At 45.8% G+C, this 16,120-nt stretch carries 20 protein-coding genes; 4 read left to right on the top strand and 16 right to left on the bottom strand.

Translation table 11 applies throughout. The annotated features are described in order from the left end of the window. The first annotated feature begins 187 nt into the window (after positions 1-187). The gene (locus H7J92_RS14035; protein ID WP_078817261.1) at positions 188-781 is read left to right on the top strand and encodes a hypothetical protein; all 594 of its coding nucleotides are present in this window, start codon (positions 188-190) and stop codon (positions 779-781) included. A 163-nt stretch (positions 782-944) separates the two neighbouring features. On the opposite strand, the gene H7J92_RS14040 is transcribed toward H7J92_RS14035, so the two are convergent. The 13 genes from H7J92_RS14040 to H7J92_RS14100 all read right to left on the bottom strand — a co-directional run bounded on the left by H7J92_RS14040 (position 945) and on the right by H7J92_RS14100 (position 10,738). Further along, positions 945-1,259, bottom strand: a complete 315-nt coding sequence (locus tag H7J92_RS14040) for a hypothetical protein (RefSeq protein ID WP_078817260.1) — start codon at positions 1,257-1,259, stop codon at positions 945-947. A gap of 438 nt (positions 1,260-1,697) precedes the next feature. Further along, positions 1,698-2,522, bottom strand: coding sequence for a flagellin N-terminal helical domain-containing protein (locus H7J92_RS14045; RefSeq protein ID WP_078817259.1), 825 nt, complete (start codon positions 2,520-2,522; stop codon positions 1,698-1,700). Between the two features lie 293 nt (positions 2,523-2,815). Continuing rightward, the gene (csrA, locus tag H7J92_RS14050) at positions 2,816-3,037 is read right to left on the bottom strand and encodes a carbon storage regulator CsrA (RefSeq protein ID WP_078817258.1); all 222 of its coding nucleotides are present in this window, start codon (positions 3,035-3,037) and stop codon (positions 2,816-2,818) included. A gap of 1 nt (position 3,038) precedes the next feature. Continuing rightward, a complete protein-coding gene (gene fliW, locus H7J92_RS14055; protein WP_078817257.1) occupies positions 3,039-3,470 on the bottom strand; it encodes a flagellar assembly protein FliW in 432 nt (143 codons plus the stop codon). A gap of 37 nt (positions 3,471-3,507) precedes the next feature. Further along, a complete protein-coding gene (locus tag H7J92_RS14060) occupies positions 3,508-4,059 on the bottom strand; it encodes a DUF6470 family protein (RefSeq protein ID WP_078817256.1) in 552 nt (183 codons plus the stop codon). Positions 4,060-4,128: 69 nt separating this feature from the next. Next, a complete protein-coding gene (gene flgL, locus H7J92_RS14065) occupies positions 4,129-4,995 on the bottom strand; it encodes a flagellar hook-associated protein FlgL (RefSeq protein WP_078817255.1) in 867 nt (288 codons plus the stop codon). Positions 4,996-5,013: 18 nt separating this feature from the next. After that, positions 5,014-6,540, bottom strand: a complete 1,527-nt coding sequence (gene flgK, locus H7J92_RS14070; RefSeq protein ID WP_078817254.1) for a flagellar hook-associated protein FlgK — start codon at positions 6,538-6,540, stop codon at positions 5,014-5,016. Between the two features lie 12 nt (positions 6,541-6,552). Further along, on the bottom strand, positions 6,553-7,056 hold the full coding sequence (locus H7J92_RS14075) for a flagellar protein FlgN (protein ID WP_221837517.1): 504 nt from the start codon (positions 7,054-7,056) through the stop codon (positions 6,553-6,555). Between the two features lie 18 nt (positions 7,057-7,074). Beyond that, a complete protein-coding gene (flgM, locus tag H7J92_RS14080) occupies positions 7,075-7,341 on the bottom strand; it encodes a flagellar biosynthesis anti-sigma factor FlgM (RefSeq protein WP_040758361.1) in 267 nt (88 codons plus the stop codon). A 122-nt stretch (positions 7,342-7,463) separates the two neighbouring features. After that, positions 7,464-7,880 (bottom strand): TIGR03826 family flagellar region protein, encoded by a 417-nt coding sequence (locus H7J92_RS14085; protein WP_221837519.1) that lies wholly within the window; start codon positions 7,878-7,880, stop codon positions 7,464-7,466. A gap of 6 nt (positions 7,881-7,886) precedes the next feature. Then, positions 7,887-8,504 (bottom strand): ComF family protein, encoded by a 618-nt coding sequence (locus tag H7J92_RS14090; protein WP_221837520.1) that lies wholly within the window; start codon positions 8,502-8,504, stop codon positions 7,887-7,889. After that, a complete protein-coding gene (locus tag H7J92_RS14095; protein ID WP_221837523.1) occupies positions 8,501-9,814 on the bottom strand; it encodes an ATP-dependent helicase ComFA in 1,314 nt (437 codons plus the stop codon). The genes H7J92_RS14090 and H7J92_RS14095 overlap by 4 nt, the downstream gene beginning before the upstream one ends. A 75-nt stretch (positions 9,815-9,889) precedes the next feature. Beyond that, positions 9,890-10,738 (bottom strand): DegV family protein, encoded by an 849-nt coding sequence (locus H7J92_RS14100; RefSeq protein WP_221837549.1) that lies wholly within the window; start codon positions 10,736-10,738, stop codon positions 9,890-9,892. 603 nt (positions 10,739-11,341) lie between these two features. Between H7J92_RS14100 and H7J92_RS14105 the strand changes: the two genes are divergently transcribed. Beyond that, positions 11,342-12,118, top strand: a complete 777-nt coding sequence (locus tag H7J92_RS14105) for an enoyl-CoA hydratase-related protein (RefSeq protein WP_221837525.1) — start codon at positions 11,342-11,344, stop codon at positions 12,116-12,118. Positions 12,119-12,179: 61 nt separating this feature from the next. After that, on the top strand, positions 12,180-12,344 hold the full coding sequence (locus H7J92_RS14110) for a hypothetical protein (protein WP_009765857.1): 165 nt from the start codon (positions 12,180-12,182) through the stop codon (positions 12,342-12,344). Positions 12,345-12,384: 40 nt separating this feature from the next. On the opposite strand, the gene H7J92_RS14115 is transcribed toward H7J92_RS14110, so the two are convergent. After that, the gene (locus tag H7J92_RS14115) at positions 12,385-12,783 is read right to left on the bottom strand and encodes a flagellar protein FliS (RefSeq protein WP_221837527.1); all 399 of its coding nucleotides are present in this window, start codon (positions 12,781-12,783) and stop codon (positions 12,385-12,387) included. Positions 12,784-12,895: 112 nt separating this feature from the next. On the opposite strand from H7J92_RS14115, the gene H7J92_RS14120 reads away from it, so the two are divergent. Beyond that, on the top strand, positions 12,896-13,705 hold the full coding sequence (locus tag H7J92_RS14120) for a flagellin (protein WP_078817246.1): 810 nt from the start codon (positions 12,896-12,898) through the stop codon (positions 13,703-13,705). A gap of 21 nt (positions 13,706-13,726) precedes the next feature. Here the strand turns inward: H7J92_RS14120 and H7J92_RS14125 are convergent, their stop codons facing one another. Both H7J92_RS14125 and aspA read right to left on the bottom strand, forming a co-directional pair. Further along, the gene (locus H7J92_RS14125) at positions 13,727-14,020 is read right to left on the bottom strand and encodes a late competence development ComFB family protein (protein WP_078817245.1); all 294 of its coding nucleotides are present in this window, start codon (positions 14,018-14,020) and stop codon (positions 13,727-13,729) included. Positions 14,021-14,583: 563 nt separating this feature from the next. Then, positions 14,584-16,029 carry an aspartate ammonia-lyase gene (gene aspA / locus H7J92_RS14130; protein ID WP_139365954.1) on the bottom strand — a complete coding sequence of 482 codons (1,446 nt, stop codon included), beginning with the start codon at positions 16,027-16,029 and terminating at the stop codon, positions 14,584-14,586. Between the last annotated feature and the right edge of the window lie 91 nt (positions 16,030-16,120).

The raw sequence follows: 16,120 nt of genomic DNA on the forward strand, positions 1-16,120 counted from the left end.
TCTGGTAAAAAACATCACATCAAGAAATATGATTTATATAAGGAAGGATTGAAACGGCAGCTTTTAACTGACAGATCTAAATGGTTTGAAAACAGCATCTCACCATTCGAACCGTCGCACTATCAGGAGCAGCTTCTGTTCGGCAGCCTGCTCGGCGACGGTTATATAAGCATAGGGGCAGCTCGGAGTGTTAACTGTTATTATCAAGAACATTTCGGAGAAGGCCAGCGGGGATATCGTGAGTGGAAATTATCACAGCTGCGTGAAATTCTATACCCAAGCGGACGTAAGACACTGGACCAAGCGTTTCTCACTCGCTGTACACACCCTGTATTTTTGGCAGCACTTTATCTGGATGACGGCAGCTTGTCAGTTGCTTGCAGATCATGTGAATAAAACATTTGGGACCAACTATGTATTGTCAGGCCATCCGGACGGCCACCAATATCTATTAAAGCTGAATAAGGAACAGGATGTACAGTATTTGTTTAATGTGATTGCTTCGTATGTGAAAGAAATAGACTGCATGAGATACAAGACCAACTTGGAAGAAAATATAACATTGAAGACAGAGTCATTACACGTGAAATACAGGAAGGTTATAAAGATTGTCATCAGTTCATCTGGAAGATTTAAGGCTTATACCAAGGAGGAAATCGAGCGAATGATTATCTTGAAGAATACAAAAGTTGCCGACCAGATGATTGCAGATGAATTAGGCAGGTCTTATTGGTCGGTTGTGTATAAACTGAAGGAACTAAGACGAAAAAGATGTTTATAAAGGGAGAATAGGTGCTAAAGATTCATGCTCCAACACCTTTTTACCACCTAAAGCGACCTCTTCTAAATCTCTATGAAAAAAACGTCCACGTCCTACTGTCCAGGAGATTATAACACGAAACTAGGTTAATACCTAGTTTTAGTTATCTGTTGGTAAATCAAAGCTACAAAATCACATCTGATTTTGTAGAGCCGACGGAATAAACATCAATTTTGTTTATAACTTTTCTAGCAAATTCAGTGGCAATCATCCAATTGCCAAGCTCTAGAATATTATTTAAATTGTTGATTAATGATTCCACTTTCCCCTCTGTTATTTCAGAATCTACAGCTGTTATAGTTATTTCTCTCGCTAACTCTTCAATACTCAATATATATTTCAAATCTAGCCTGCAACGTCGTGGAGTTATATATTTTGTGTGGACGGAGTAATTCCATTGTTTAAACTGTCCCACTAAAATTTGCTTTTCAACATTCATTTATAATCCTCCTTGCCATAAATTTCAAAAGACACGATCCGAGTTATCAGATCGTGTCTTTTTAACCAAATTAACGTAGCAATTGAAGTACGCCTTGTGGTTGTTGGTTGGCTTGCTTTGCCGCCATGTCTTTCGATCATGGAATAGACTATATCTTCACCCTCATACTACAAGGGGCTGGGCACTTCGAATGTTACAGTTGGTAACACCCTACGGATTTCATCGTCATAGCGGCTGCCTTAGACGGTATATCCTAGTCGTTGAACGTTCCCCACGGTTTCCCGACAGGGGCTTCGCTGCTGATTGTCCAATCTCTTCTTTTTCAGGCCGTCGCGTTTACCGTTTCCAGTTCCGCTGTGGAAGAAGAGCTCTCAGGAGGTTCCAGCAATTCACCCAGTGATGATCTTATCCGTTGCCAGATAAGACGCCCGTACAACATTATCGAAGAAGTTGTAAAACTCCTTGAGATGACTGTTGTGCTTGAGCCAACATTGCTTGTGCTGCTTGAGTTAAGATGTTGTTCTTTGTGAAGTCCATCATCTCTTTCGCCATATCGACGTCTCTAATACGTGATTCTGCAGCTGTTAAGTTTTCGGAAGAAGTTCCTAGGTTGTTAATTGTGTGTTCTAAACGGTTTTGCATTGCACCTAGCTTAGAACGCTCTGCGGAAACTTTGTCAATGCCGGATTGAATCTTAGTAATAGCCTTCTCTGCACCTGATTGCTTTTCAATTGATAAACCTGAGACTCCAATACCAGAAGCTTTCATGTTAGCAAACTCTAAGGAAACAGTTTGTCCAGAATTAGCTCCAACCTGGAACTTCAGACCTTTATCCGTACCTGATAGGCCTCCTGACATTAAAGTTTTAGTGTTAAACTGTGTTGTGTTAGCAATACGATCAACTTCGTCTGTTAATTGCTTGAGCTCTTTTTGCAACTCGCCTCTATCTCCATCTGTATTTGTATCGTTCGAAGACTGAACTGCTAATTCACGCATACGTTGAAGAATATCATGTGTTTCGTTCAAAGCACCTTCGGCTGTTTGAATCAAAGAAATCGCATCTTGTGAGTTCTTTTGAGCCATGTCCAAACCGCGGATTTGACCACGCATTTTTTCAGAAATAGCTAGACCAGCTGCATCATCTCCAGCACGGTTGATCTTCAAACCAGAAGATAGTTTCTCCAAGTTTTTAGAAGCTGCCGTGTTGTTTGAACCTAGTTGACGGTGTGTATTAAGTGCTGCAATGTTGTGATTGATAATCATTTTAATTTCCTCCTTGAGTGTTTGTTGGGTTCACGTCCATGTGACCCGGGTTTTTGTGGCGGTGTCTGGAGCCGGCCGAACTCTTTCTCCCGCTTACACTACTAATATCGGATGGCCGGGTGAAGTGTTTAGTAGTTTATGAAATTTTTTTCGATTGTTTTTAAATGTGTAGGAGTTATGGCGGTTGGTTGATAGACGTGGGGGATTCTTGTGATGCCGGGATGCCAAGTGCCGTCACAATTCACGAATTACGGTGAATTGTGACGGAAGCCTGGTGGGCTGTTGGTTGGTGGTTAGTCTTTTTTGAGTAGGGTGGTAAACAGGTTGGCGTCCAGGGTGATGGCTTCGCTGTTGGTTTCAGTGATGGATTGGACTAGCTCTCCACGTAGGATGTCGACTGACTTTGGTGCTTCAATCCCGATACGTACTGTGTCACCCTTTATTTCAAGAATGCGGATTTCGATGTTGTCTGAGATTTTAATGGTGTCGTTTGTCTTGCGTGAAAGGACGAGCATGTTAATTTCCTCCTTTGCCGATTGAGTGTCTGACTTCGAAATGGGTATCGTTCAGGATCATTTGTTTTGCTGTTTTGTTGTGCAGTTGGAAAATTAATGGTGCTTGAAGGTTTATGGTTGATTGTTCAAATGGTTGTTTCATGGATAGGATGCCTAGTACCATGATGTCTTCTGGTTTTGTAATTTCTAGTAAGTCAATAGTCGGTTCGTCGATTTCGAATGAGTAGTTGTCGACTATGGTGTATGGATTGGCTACGATGAAGGCTGTATTTGTATTTTTTGTTGATTGGAGTACTTGGAATGCTGTGTTTCCTTCTATTGGTAATAGGGCGAATTTGGTTTCTTCTTCGAATCCTGGCAGACCTTTTGGGAAGTGCCAGGTTTCGGTGGGTTCTATATGGACAGAGCCGTGGAATTTCGTTTGGATTTGCATGTTGGTTGCTCCTTTTATCATTGTTTGGATACTAGTTTTAGACTTTCCAGTCGATGTCGATGGAGTTGTATTGTTCCATTACACGGGATACTTTTCCTTGGGTGTAGTTATGGATCGGACGGTTTATTTGTGCATCTACTATCGGCTTTTGGGTTCTTACATTGGTGTCCAGTGAGCCGGGTGAGAAGCTCATTTGTAGTTTTGTCCGGTCACCAACAAAGCGGACGTTGATGTCGGCTTGTGGTCGGTCGGTGCTTTGTTTGATGACGTCCGCTAGGCTGGCCCCGTTTTCGATTTTCATTAGTTGCTGGCCTTCTTGTGCGCGCCTTCCTGCTCCTTCCAAAGCTTTTTGCATACCATATTGAGCATTTTCCGCACTGCGTCTTAGCGTGCTTTTCAAATCGATATCCGCTCGGTTTTCAGTTGAATCCAATGATAGCCGCGGACGCGTCGTAGACATTTCTAGGATGGCGGCTGGTTGTTCGATATTTTGTGTCGCTTTAGGTTGTTCAATTTCCTGTATCGGTTTATCGATTTGCAGCCCTAGCTTAGCTGGTGTTGTTTGGATTTGTAACTGTGGGATGTTCATTGTGGGTGACCTCCATTCGTATGTAGAGAAAAGAGACAGACACTTCTTTGCTGTGTCTGTCTCCTGATATTAGCGTAAGAAGTCAACTAGTGACGGTTGGATGATCCGCGCGCCTACGGATAGTGCCGCGCGATGGATTGATTCGGATGTAATGAGTTCTGTGATGACTACTTCATAATCGATGTCTTCATTTTCAGAGCGTTGTTTTTTTGCTGCACCTTCTTGCATTTGAAGACGGTTGTCCATGAGTTCAGCACGATTAGAGCGGGCACCGATGTCAGCTCGGTTTGTTAGGACTTTATCCAATTGCCCTTCAATTGAAGTAAGTGCTCCGCCGAAATCAAAGTTTTCACCTTCTGTTTTAATCTGTTCAAACAAATCATCAATCTCTTTAAACATTTCACCTGCAACTGTATTGACTCTTAAATTAACACCATCAAAAACTTCAATCTCCACATTTTTTTGATACGCATCTCCAGTTTCATAATCCGTGCCATTGAATAATGGTTTATCTGTCATCGTACCGCTAAAAATGTATTTGTCTCCAACTTTTGTATTGGCCAAGTCTTGTAGCTGTTTTTGCATTTGTTCAAGTTCAATTTTAATCTTATCTCGGTCTTCTGGCGTCATAGCTCCAGTATTTGCAGCATTCGTCGCTAGCTCTTTTGCGCGATGTAATACTTGTCCTACTCCATCCAACGCATCATCCGAACTATCCAGCCAGTTATTGACCTCTCCTAAGTTCTTCTGATACTGCGCCACCTTGTCTACCGTCATTCCATAACCAAGACTTTTCATAACAACAACCGGATCATCGGATGGACGGCTAACTTTTTTACCAGTGTTCAATTGTTCTTGCAGTTTGCCCATTTTATTATAGCTGGTTGATAAGTTACGCAGCATATTATTGGAAAGCATTGATTGTGTAACACGCATTGCTATGATTCCTCCTTATTATCTACCGACAACGCCCATGCCGTTGATGATTTTATCAAGTGTTTCATCCATGACGGTGACCATGCGGGCCGATGCATTGTATGCCTGTTGGAAACGGATCATGTCGGTCATTTCTTCGTCGAGTGAGACGGAGCTGACCGAGTCACGTCGGTTAGATACTGCGCCTAGTAGTGTCATGGAGTTTTGGGTCATTTTGACTGCTTGTTGTCCCTCTACGCCGAGTTCACCGATTACACCTGAATAATAGGTTTGTACGCTAGAGCCACCCAAATCACCTAAGGGTTTAAACAATACATCCCCTAATTTCTTTGCATTCTCTGCATTCCCTACTTCACCCGCTGCACCTGAAGCATTGACTCTGCTAGGATCTTTTTGGATTGCTTCGACTACTTTAATTCCAGCTGCTCCTGTTCCTTCAAAGAAATTATTCACCTTAGGTTTTGCAGGTTGACCGTCAGGTGTAGGAAGCGGCTCACCACCACTGTGTACTGCATTAAATTCTTTCATAAAGGCATCTGCCATTTTATCTAACTTTGCAAGCATATCTGGATATAAGCCTTTCACATCGCCGTCTACGTATCCAAATGAATTCACCAATGATTTCAGAGAGCCTGCGTCTTGCATTTCATTTACATCTAGATCTCCACCTGTAGCTAGACCATTCCCCGTAAATGTGAAACCGGTTATCGCACCAGTAGGGTTTCCTTCTGTGTCGGCATCGTCTACAGATATCTTTGCGACATCTTTTTTCTGTACTACCGTAATCGGGTCACCATCTGTCTTGATCTTTACAGTCACTGTTCCCTCAGCTATCGCAGGTGCACGTCCGCCAGTCTTCTCATAACTGACTTCAATCGGCAAATATGTTGATAGCTGATCAAGTAATCCATCACGGGCATCATATAAATCATTCGGCAAATATCCGTTTGGTTCAACTTCTGCAATTTGACGGTTCAATTCACCGATTTGTGTGAGAATGGAATTGATGTCTTTCGTAGATACACCAATCTCTTTCCCAAGGTTTGTTTGAATTTCTTCCAACGATTTATGAATATAGTTAAAAGAATCAGCAACTGCCACCCCACGCTCCACTACTACTGCCCTAGCTCCACCATTCTCCGGATTCGCTGCAAGCGTCTGCAATGATTGCCAAAAGTCACTTAATGACTGTTGCAAGCCATATTTAGAAGGCTCCGCCAGCACATCCTCCATCTGCGCGATCGCCTTTGTCTGTGATTCCCAATAACCGAGTTTATTCGACTCATCCCGAAACTGCTTATCTACAAACCCATCTCTGATTCTTTGGATAGACCCAGCCTCCACACCTGTCCCTAAAAACCCAGGCATCGTCCCTGCATTCATCCCCACTCCCGGAAAACCGGAAGTAGCCTGCATGTTCACACGCTGTCTCGAATAACCCAGCGTATTCGCATTACTAATATTATGTCCTGTCGTATAAAGAGCGGATTGTTGTGTGTACAATCCGCGTTTGCTTGTTTCTAATCCCATGAATGTTGATCGCATGTTGTGTCCTCCTTAGGCTTGGGAGTCGAATGAGGAGAGTTTTGGTTTGGCTCCTGGCGACTGCCCTTGTACTTCGTTTTTCGAATAGTTGGCGGTTTCCGGACGTGGACGGACCATGTCCAGCGATAGATTCACAAATTGAAGGGATTGGTAGGTCATTTGTTGGTTGAGTTCGTTTTGCTGTTTCAACTCATGAATCGCATGCAGGAGACGGTCCTTCGCCTCTGCTAACGGTTTTTTGTCCGGTTCGTTCACTAGTTCGATCAGTTGCGTCATCGTCGGTTCGGCAGGGACTGGACTTCCTTGTTCAGTCAAATACTGCTTCACGGCGTTCACGCGCTGTTGGTCCATTTGCACAATAGCCGCCAAATGGGCTTGCTCCTCCTTCAACAGCTGGTCAATCCCGTTGATGTCTCCGCTTTTCAGCAGTGCGGTCTTGTCGTTGGACAGACGGAGCAGGCTCGTATGCAGTTTTTCCAGGTGATTGAGCGTCGTTAAGATCGGTTCAATGGACATGTGGTTCCCTACTTTCTGTTACAGCTTATTGTAATAAGACAGCATGCTGGAAGCGAGTTCTTTTGCATCCACTTGATAGTCGCCGGATTGCACTTGTGCTTTCAACTGTTGCACGCGTTGCTGACGTTCCGTTTCAATAGGTGTTGCCGTAGATAGCTTTTTTGCTTCCGATGAAATTTCCAGTTTGTCGGTCTTCAATTGATTCGACTGTTTCGCTTGATCCACTTTCATTTGCTGATTGCGGTATGGATTGACCGCTGGGGTGTTGAATCTTTCAATTTTCATAGTTCTCGCTCCTTTCGTTTTAAGCCTTCAGATAGGTCCTACTCTTTACTTCGGCAGAATTCCTTAAACGTTTAGAGGCTTTGGGATGAAAAAACGAACAGTACGAACTGCTCGTTTTTTCGTCACTTGCTGTCTTTTTGCGAGTAATACGTCGCTCGGTCTTGCTCTTTCATCGCTTCACGCAGTTCTTCTGCTGCTTCGATCGTATTCAATTCGCGTTTAATCTCGTCAGTGCATTTTACGCAAAGTTTACCGGTCGTCGTCAACGAGCCGCATTTGTCGCATGGATAGCCTAGATTCGGAAACAATGCGGGCTGAAGTCTTCCTTTGCGCACCCAGCGATGCAGTAAGCTTTCGGTCACGCCTGTAGCTTCGACGATCCGGTCGATGTTCGCCGCTCGGTTTTCGCGTTTGCGTAAGAACCGATAGACCGTTTCATACATTTTCTCTTCATTCATTGCACACTTCGCACACACATCCCGGACACCCGTGTAATTGAAAAAATCTCCGCATGTCGGACAATTCCTCAGTTCTGCCATGTCTCATCACTTCTTTCCTGTAGCTCTGAATAATGTCACCGCTTCCACTCGTTCAGCTCCCGCTTGCTTTAACGTATGCGCAGCGTGGTGCATAGTGGTACCGGTCGTATAAATATCATCAACGAGCACATAGATCTTCTCATTACTTATTATATCGGCTGACGCGGTGAATAGTTCAATTATCGCCAGACGTTCACTCCGTGTTTTTTCGCCCATCACCGACTCAGTCGTTTTTTGCAAAAGTTCTTGAAATGGAATGCCAGCAGCTTCGAGCAACGCATCGACTTGCGCGAAAGTTCGCCTCTTTTTACTCGCCGGGTGCATCGGAATCGGCACAATAATTTTTTTCGGATCAATCAACACGCTTCGCAGGTCACTCGCAAATACATACGCCAGTGCGATATCTTGCAGAAATTTGAATTGGTGCAGGTATTCGCGCGCTTGCTCATTGTATGCATAGAGCGAATAAATAGAGCCCAACTGATCGTTTTTTGTGATACTGTCGATCCGTTCGAATTTCGCTAAACACACTGGACAGGTTGAGGTTTGCTTTTCGATACCAAGAAATTGTTGCCACGTCGGCTGGTCGTCGAGCGGCTTTTCGCATAATAGGCAGCTGTTCATAGCAAGGGATCTCCTTGTTTGTTAAGCTTGCGGATTTCCTGCTTTGCTTCGTCCATTGCGTTCGTGATGCCTTGATGAAACAGCACAAAATCGCCGGATGTATTCGGAACGGAACGCCCGACTCGGCCGCCGATTTGGATGAGTGCCCCTTTATTGAAAATCTTCTGTTCCGCGCCGATGACCGCCACTTGCACGTTCGGAATCGTAATGCCGCGTTCAAGTATGGTTGTGGTCAAAAGGCCGGGTACTTCTTTTTTCCTTAACAATTGTACGCGTTCTTTTCGATCCGCATGCTCCGCGTGGACAGCACATATCCTGTCGTCGAGTTGCTGAAAAAGCGGCTCCGCAAGTTCCATTAATTCAATTTGATGAAAGAAGATGAGAAACGGCTGTTGTTTATCCAGGCGTTCTTTCGTCCAATTCAGCAGTTTTTTGGGGATGCGTTTCTTCTTTATCTGTTTTTCATAATTCCATAATGTTTCATTGCGCGGCTCAGGCAATGGTTTGCCATGATAGCGCCTCGCGAGGATGGAAATATTGCCGTTTTTTTTATTCATGGCAAGCAATTGTGCTGAAGGTGTGGCAGTGACGAAATGAATCGGTGCGTTTGCCTTTGCTGCTTTTCGCACTGCTTGTTGCAGTGTTTCGTCGGCAGTATAAGGAAATGCATCTGCTTCGTCAACGAAGACCGCGTCAAACGCTTCTTGGAATCGGTACAGCTGATGGGTTGTCGCAAGAATTAACTGTGCATCAAAGCGCTCCACTTCTGCCCCGCCATAAAGTGCTTCAATGACGGTGTCCGGAAATGCGATTTTCAGTCGCGGCAGCAGTTCGAGGATGACGTCCACTCGCGGCGCCGCAAGACAAACGCGTTTGCCTTCATTCAGCAAGTGGTGAATAGGCTTAAAAAGCATTTCCGTCTTACCAGAACCACAGACTGCATAAAGTAGATGGGAGATACTTTGTTTCGTACTGTCCAGTAACTCGTTTGTTGCCTTTTGCTGGGCTGGCGTCAAGTTTCCCTGCCAGTTCATTCGATGCTCTGTTGGATATATCGGAGCTTGTCCAGTCCAAATGAGCAATTCCGAACACCGGGAGACGCGTCCCATTTTTAAGCAGTTGCGGCAGTAAGCACAAGTCGTTTCACACTGCGCACATTGGAAACTCGTAAACTTTGATTGGTCTTCATTGAGGCAACGGCGGCACATAAAGTGTGTACCGTGCCAAGTCATTTTGGCTGTAACGCCTGCCATAGTTTGAATTGCTCCTTGTCCAATTAATTCGGCAATCGATTCGGGTGAAAATGGCATGACGTGGCGCAGCCAAATGCGGCCTGCCAGGAACTTTTGTAGCTCATCGTAATTTGCTATAGAAGAAATCCTCCTTTATGTTCCGCGCCGCTTCACCCAGCCGAGTCCCATCGCCCCTTCTCCGAGATGGGTGCCGATGACCGGACCAAAATGGCTGATCGTGAAATCGACGTTCGGATGTTTTTTCTCTAAAATTTCTTTCCATTCCTCTGCTTGTTCATAGCGGTTTGCATGAATGATCGCTGCGTCAAGCAACTGATCTTTCGCATCTTCCGCCAATAAATCCGCGATTCGCTTCATCGCTTTTTTCGTCGTACGGATTTTCTCGAATGGCACGATGACCTTATCTTCGAAATGCAGAAGAGGTTTGACTTGCAGAAGTCCACCGACAATCGCCTGGGCGCCGGATAATCGGCCGCCACGTTGCAGATGGGATAGGTCGTCCACCATGAAATACGCTTTTAGCGTTTTCTTCATTTCATGAAGTTCTTCCAAAATCGCACGTGGTTCGACACCTTCATTCGCCAGTTGGGCTGCCCGCACCGCGTAAAAACCTTGGGGATACGCGGATATTTCCGAATCAAACGGCAAGACTTCAATATCTTCTACAATTTCACCTGCTTGCATCGCTCCCATATATGTGCCGCTGATGCCACTGGATAGATGAATTGAAATGACGGCGTCATAGTCTTTCGCCAGTTGTGTGTAGAGCGTTTCAAAGTCTCCAATTGCAGGTTGGGATGTTTTGGGAAGCGGACCTTTTCCGCGTACCAGTTCATAGAATGCTTCTGTCGTCAGGTCGACGTCTTCCGCAAACGATTTCCCATCGATCGTCACCATTAAGGGGATGGTGTGTATTCCAAGTTCTTCTTTTATGTCATCCGGCAAATACGCCGTACTATCTGTCACAATCGCTGTTTTCAACATGATCAACTCCTGTCCCCTATTCTACCTGAAATTGTTTAAGATGGCATCTGTGAAGTTGAAGCCTATATAAGAGATTAACTTTGTGGGCGGTCCGGGATTTACGCTCCAGACGGGGCGCTTTCCGGAGGGCGTGGATAGACACATAGCGAGCTCATTGTAATTTTTCAGGTCTAAGAAGTGCTCACATAGTCAGAGTACAAAACTGGCATCATTCATTGACTAGTTTAAGAGCGTTAAGTGAATTTAGCATCAACAAGACCACAGGTAATGCTCCATGCCATTTAGCTTTTGAACTATTATAGGAGAACAATACATTGTCACTTAAAAATTACGATGAACTACACTTTATTCTTACCTTCTCGAGGTAGGGATTGGAGCGGCGGGTGGCGACTCCTGCGGGATTAGCGCGACAGGTGAGACCCCGCAGGAGCGCAGCGAACGAGGAGACTCACCGCGCGCCCCGCGGAACGCGTCCACCCAGAGTGCAAATCCCCGGACCGCTCACAATTTCTCACCTCGATTTTCTTCAATCTTCTGACAACAACCTTCCACTCATGCTATCTTGTAAGTAGACTATCCAAACTGAAAGGGGTTTTCATGATGCATGAAATTCGTTACGAGCAAAGGAACTCGGTGGCTTATGTGACGCTAAATCGACCAGAGGCGATGAATGCGTTCAACTTTAATCTTCTGATGGAACTCGGACAAGTGGTGGAGGCAATTCGGATTGATTCAGACATTCGTGCGGTCGTCTTCACAGGCAGCGGGGATCGGGCTTTTAGTGTGGGGGCTGATTTAAAAGAGCGGAAACTGTTGACGGAAGCTCAAGTGCGACGGAATCTGAATAAAATTGGTGATGTCTTTACGATGATTGACCAGCTGCCGCAGCCGACGATTGCGGTCATCAATGGCTTTGCGTTTGGCGGTGGGATGGAGCTTGCTTTGGCGTGCGACTTCCGGATTGCGGCGGATGAAGCGGTCATGGGACTGACGGAGACTGGACTTGCGATTATCCCGGGCGCTGGCGGTACTCAGCGATTGCCTAGGTTGATAGGTGAAGCGAAAGCGCTCGAGTTGATTTTGACAGCGAAGCGATTGACTGCGGATGAAGCACTAGACTATGGAATCTTGACGCAAAAAGCGCCTGCCGATCAATTGGCGGAAACCACCGAAGCGTTCGTGGCTTCATTGCTCGTAAATGGACCGATTGCAATTCAGCAGGCGAAGTTTGCCATCAAGCAAGGGATGAACGCAGATTTGCAGACGGGGCTTGCGATCGAGCGGAAGGCGTATGAAATGACGTTGCCGACGGAAGATCGGGTTGAGGCGTTGACTGCATTTGCTGAAAAGCGGAAGCCTGTGTTTAAAGGGCGCTGATGATCAAAAAGAGATGGTCAGTTGTTTTTGGTGCTGCGTTTACTTCGTTTGGCGCGGTTCGATGAGAGTTTGGTGCGGTGGTAGCGGGGATTGGTTCGGTGCACCGATAATTTGGCGCGGTGGGGGTCTTGTTTGGTTCGGTGCGCAGGCAGATTGGTGCGGCGACGACTACAGTCAGTTGCCAGCTATTCAAAAAAAGTTTAATAAACGAAAAAAGCCATCTTAGAAAGTCTTTTTCACTGACTTTTAAGATGGCCTTTCTTCATTTACAAACTATTCGTCGTAAATCGCTCACGCCGTTGGTTTTGGCGCGCTTCACTCCACGCTTCCGCCAGCTGATCGATCTGTTCCCGGATCTCCGGCAGCAATTCGTAGTATTTATGTAATTGCACAGTCAAGAGACTTTGATTGATCACAACATACTGCAGCACTAGCCGCTTGCCCTCTTCACTTCGGTGATCCACCACACCCATCAGCTCGAACAGCACATACTGAAGCTTTTTCAGCGGTTCGGTTACGTCAGGATTCGCTACTCGTTCTGTAGTGGCTTGTGTTTCTGAAAGCAAACTGCTCATTTCATTTAGCAGTTGAATAATGGAGTCAATCGTCGGGGTCGTCGTGCTCGCTGTCGTTTGATAGACTTCGATCGCACGTTTTATGTACATGCCGCTCACTCCAAATGTTTTTCTTTTATTATCGTCTGTTTCGTTTGATTTTGAATGAAATCGGCCGATATAAAATCTGATGCACAAATGAATAATCAAAGTAGGTGAAAGGATGCGAATACACAGCCAAGAACATATTGCGTTTTCAACGAATCGTGCGCAAAGGAATGCGACGGATATTGAAAAGACGCTGTTGAAGCTCGGCAGCGGATCGAAGGTGGCAAAAGGAAGTCAAAATGCTTCCGGCCTGGCCATTTCCGAAACGATGCGTGCTCAAATCCGGGGACTCTCCCAGGCGCAGCGCAATATGCAAGACGGACTTTCCGTTCTCGAATCTTCCAATGAAGGACTGAATAACGTCAACAACTTGCTTCAGCGAGCGCGTGAAATGGCAGTTGCTGCGGCAAACGGCACATTGACCGACCAGGATCGAGAAGCAAGCTCTTTGGAACTGGACCAGATCATGGAGTCCATTAATGACACTGCAGGTAAACTGGAGTTCAATACGAAGAAGATCCTTGGAGAAGATAAGGCGCTGATTTTACAGGTTGGTGCGAATCCAGGACAGCAATTGACGATTGGTAATATTAACGTCAGCACGGACAAACTCGGTCTTGACGGTGCTTCCATCGCGACACAGAAAGACGCGGAGGAATTGATTTCGAAGATTGATAAAGCAATCGGCGTTGTCGGCGGTCATTTAACGAAAGTCGGCTCTGAGATGGAATCGATCGAGCACCATTTGACAAATGCTCTCGTGTTCGAAGGCAATCTGACCAAATCGCTTTCGTTGCTGGCGGATACCGATATGGCGGGGGAAATGATGAATTTCGTCCAGCAGGATATTCGGCAAAAGGGCGATCAGTTGCTGATCAAGACTGTGAATAGTAATTTGCAGGATGTTCTATCGCTTCTGAAGTGAATGCAAAAACCCTTCCAACTTTTATTCGTTGGAAGGGTTTTTTACGTTTTCACAGCGTGGGTTCTCTGCCACAACTCCTGCGGCCCAGGCCACTTTTGTCAAGATGGCGGTGGCGCCTTGGCGATCGGCTTGATGAATGGCTCGTATGTAGGCGCTGTTTGCTTCGTCGACGATGTATTGAGGCGATAGATTATTCAACGTCATCGCCAACACGTCGTTCATGCAATGATCGCATGTGCATGACATGTTTAGCTCTTTTTTGTATTTCTCAATAACATCTTTGACGACAATCTCCATAACGTTCTGCACTTTCATTTTCTGATACCCCTTTTCAACCTGCACAGGGAGTTAGTGTTCTGCTTGCGTTGAGTGGATACGGGCTACATTTTGTCCTAGGCACCGTTGATTTCCGTTGCGGGCGGACGCTTTCCGTGGGGCGTGCGGTGAGCCGCTTCCTTCGCTTCGCTCAGTCCAGGGTCTCACCTGTCACGCTAATCCCACAGGAGTCGCCGCCCTCCACTACAATCAACTAAATTCGATAAAAAACAATTGCATTCACTACACTAACGCTTATTTATTAAGCGTTAGTCTCTCTAGCTCTTAAGCTGAAGAACCTTCCACTGGTACAGCAAACACCTTATAATTTCAAAGTATTTACTAAGTGCTTCAGCTCGCCTTGTAGGGATTGGAGCGTAAGGCGGGCGACTCCTTGGGGATCAGCGTGCGCCTTGAGACCCCGCAGAAGCGAAGCGAACGAGGAGGCTCAAGCCACGCCCCCAGGAAAGCGTCCCGCCTGAAGCGCAAATCCCCGGATACCCGACCCATACTCCTGCAAAGAACACTCACTCTTCCGTAAAAGCTAAACCACCACTCACTACTTACTTCGACAAAACAATCTTGTTCTTAAGTAAATCTTTACCTGAAATTCCAGGCTTCGTCATTTCGAACGGGTGCAGGATCAGGTCTAGTTCCTCTTCTGTCAGTACTTTCTTCTCAATGCAGAGCTCACGGATCGATTTGTTCGACAGCAGCGCTTCTTTCGCAATCTGTGACGCTACTTCATAGCCGACGTGTGGATTGATCGCTGTGATGACGCCGATACTCTTCTCCACGTATTCTTCCAAATGCTCGACGTTTGCTGTGATGCCGTCTAAACAGTAATCACGGAACACTTCGAAGACGTTTGTCATGATCTTCAGTGACTGCAATAAGTTGAACACTAGAACTGGTTCCATAACGTTTAATTCGAATTGTCCCGCTTCTGAAGCGAGCGCGATCGTCATGTCGTTGCCGGCAACTTGGAACGCGACTTGGTTCATGACTTCTGCCATGACTGGGTTCACTTTTCCTGGCATGATCGAAGAGCCCGGCTGTCTTGCAGGCAATGAAATTTCAGACAAGCCTGTGCGTGGGCCTGACGCCATCAAACGCAAGTCGTTACAGATTTTGGACATATTCAACATGGTGCCGCGCAACGCTGCGGAGACTTGTACATATGAATCTGTATTTTGAGTTGCGTCCACTAAATGCGTGGAGGACTTTAATTCGAAGCCGCTGTTTTCTGATAGATAGTTTGCTACTTTTTCGATATAGAGTGGATCGGCGTTCAAACCTGTTCCGACAGCTGTTGCACCCATATTGATTTCATACAAATAGACACGAGAGACACGGACGCGTTCGATATCACGGCGCAGCACCATCGCGTATGCTTCGAATTCTTGACCAAGACGAATCGGTACAGCATCTTGCAAGTGCGTGCGTCCCATTTTCAGAACGGATTGGAACTCGATCGATTTTTTCAGGAATGTTTTATGAAGCGCCTCCATGACCTCGAGCAATTTATCGACTTTGACAAGTGTCGCAATATGGATCGCTGTCGGGAACGCATCATTTGTCGATTGCGCCATATTGACATGGGAGTTCGGGCTGATTACATCATATGAACCTTTATCATGACCAAGGATTTCAAGCGCTCGGTTGGCTATGACTTCATTGGCATTCATATTGACGGATGTACCCGCGCCGCCTTGGATCGGATCGACCAAAAACTGATCGCGCAATGCGCCGTTCATGACTTCGTCCGACGCTTGAATAATTGCTTTTGCAAGCTCTTCATCCAATTGGCCGATGTCGCGGTTCGCTTGTGCAGCAGACTTCTTGACGATCGCGATCGCACGAATCAAATCGCGGTTGACCCGGTAGCCAGTGATTGGGAAATTCTCTGCTGCTCTCAGTGTCTGAATGCCATAATAAGCATCTTGTGGCACTTTCTTTTCTCCGATGAAATCCTTCTCTATTCTGTACAACAATTCCTCTACCATCATGCAGAACCTCTTCTCAAATATTTTTCCTGTATTTACATATTCATCCCAATTATACGTATACACTTTTCGCGATGTATAGTGTAATTTCGAC

The sequence above is a fragment of the Sporosarcina aquimarina genome (assembly GCF_019748715.1).
Classification (GTDB): domain Bacteria; phylum Bacillota; class Bacilli; order Bacillales_A; family Planococcaceae; genus Sporosarcina; species Sporosarcina newyorkensis.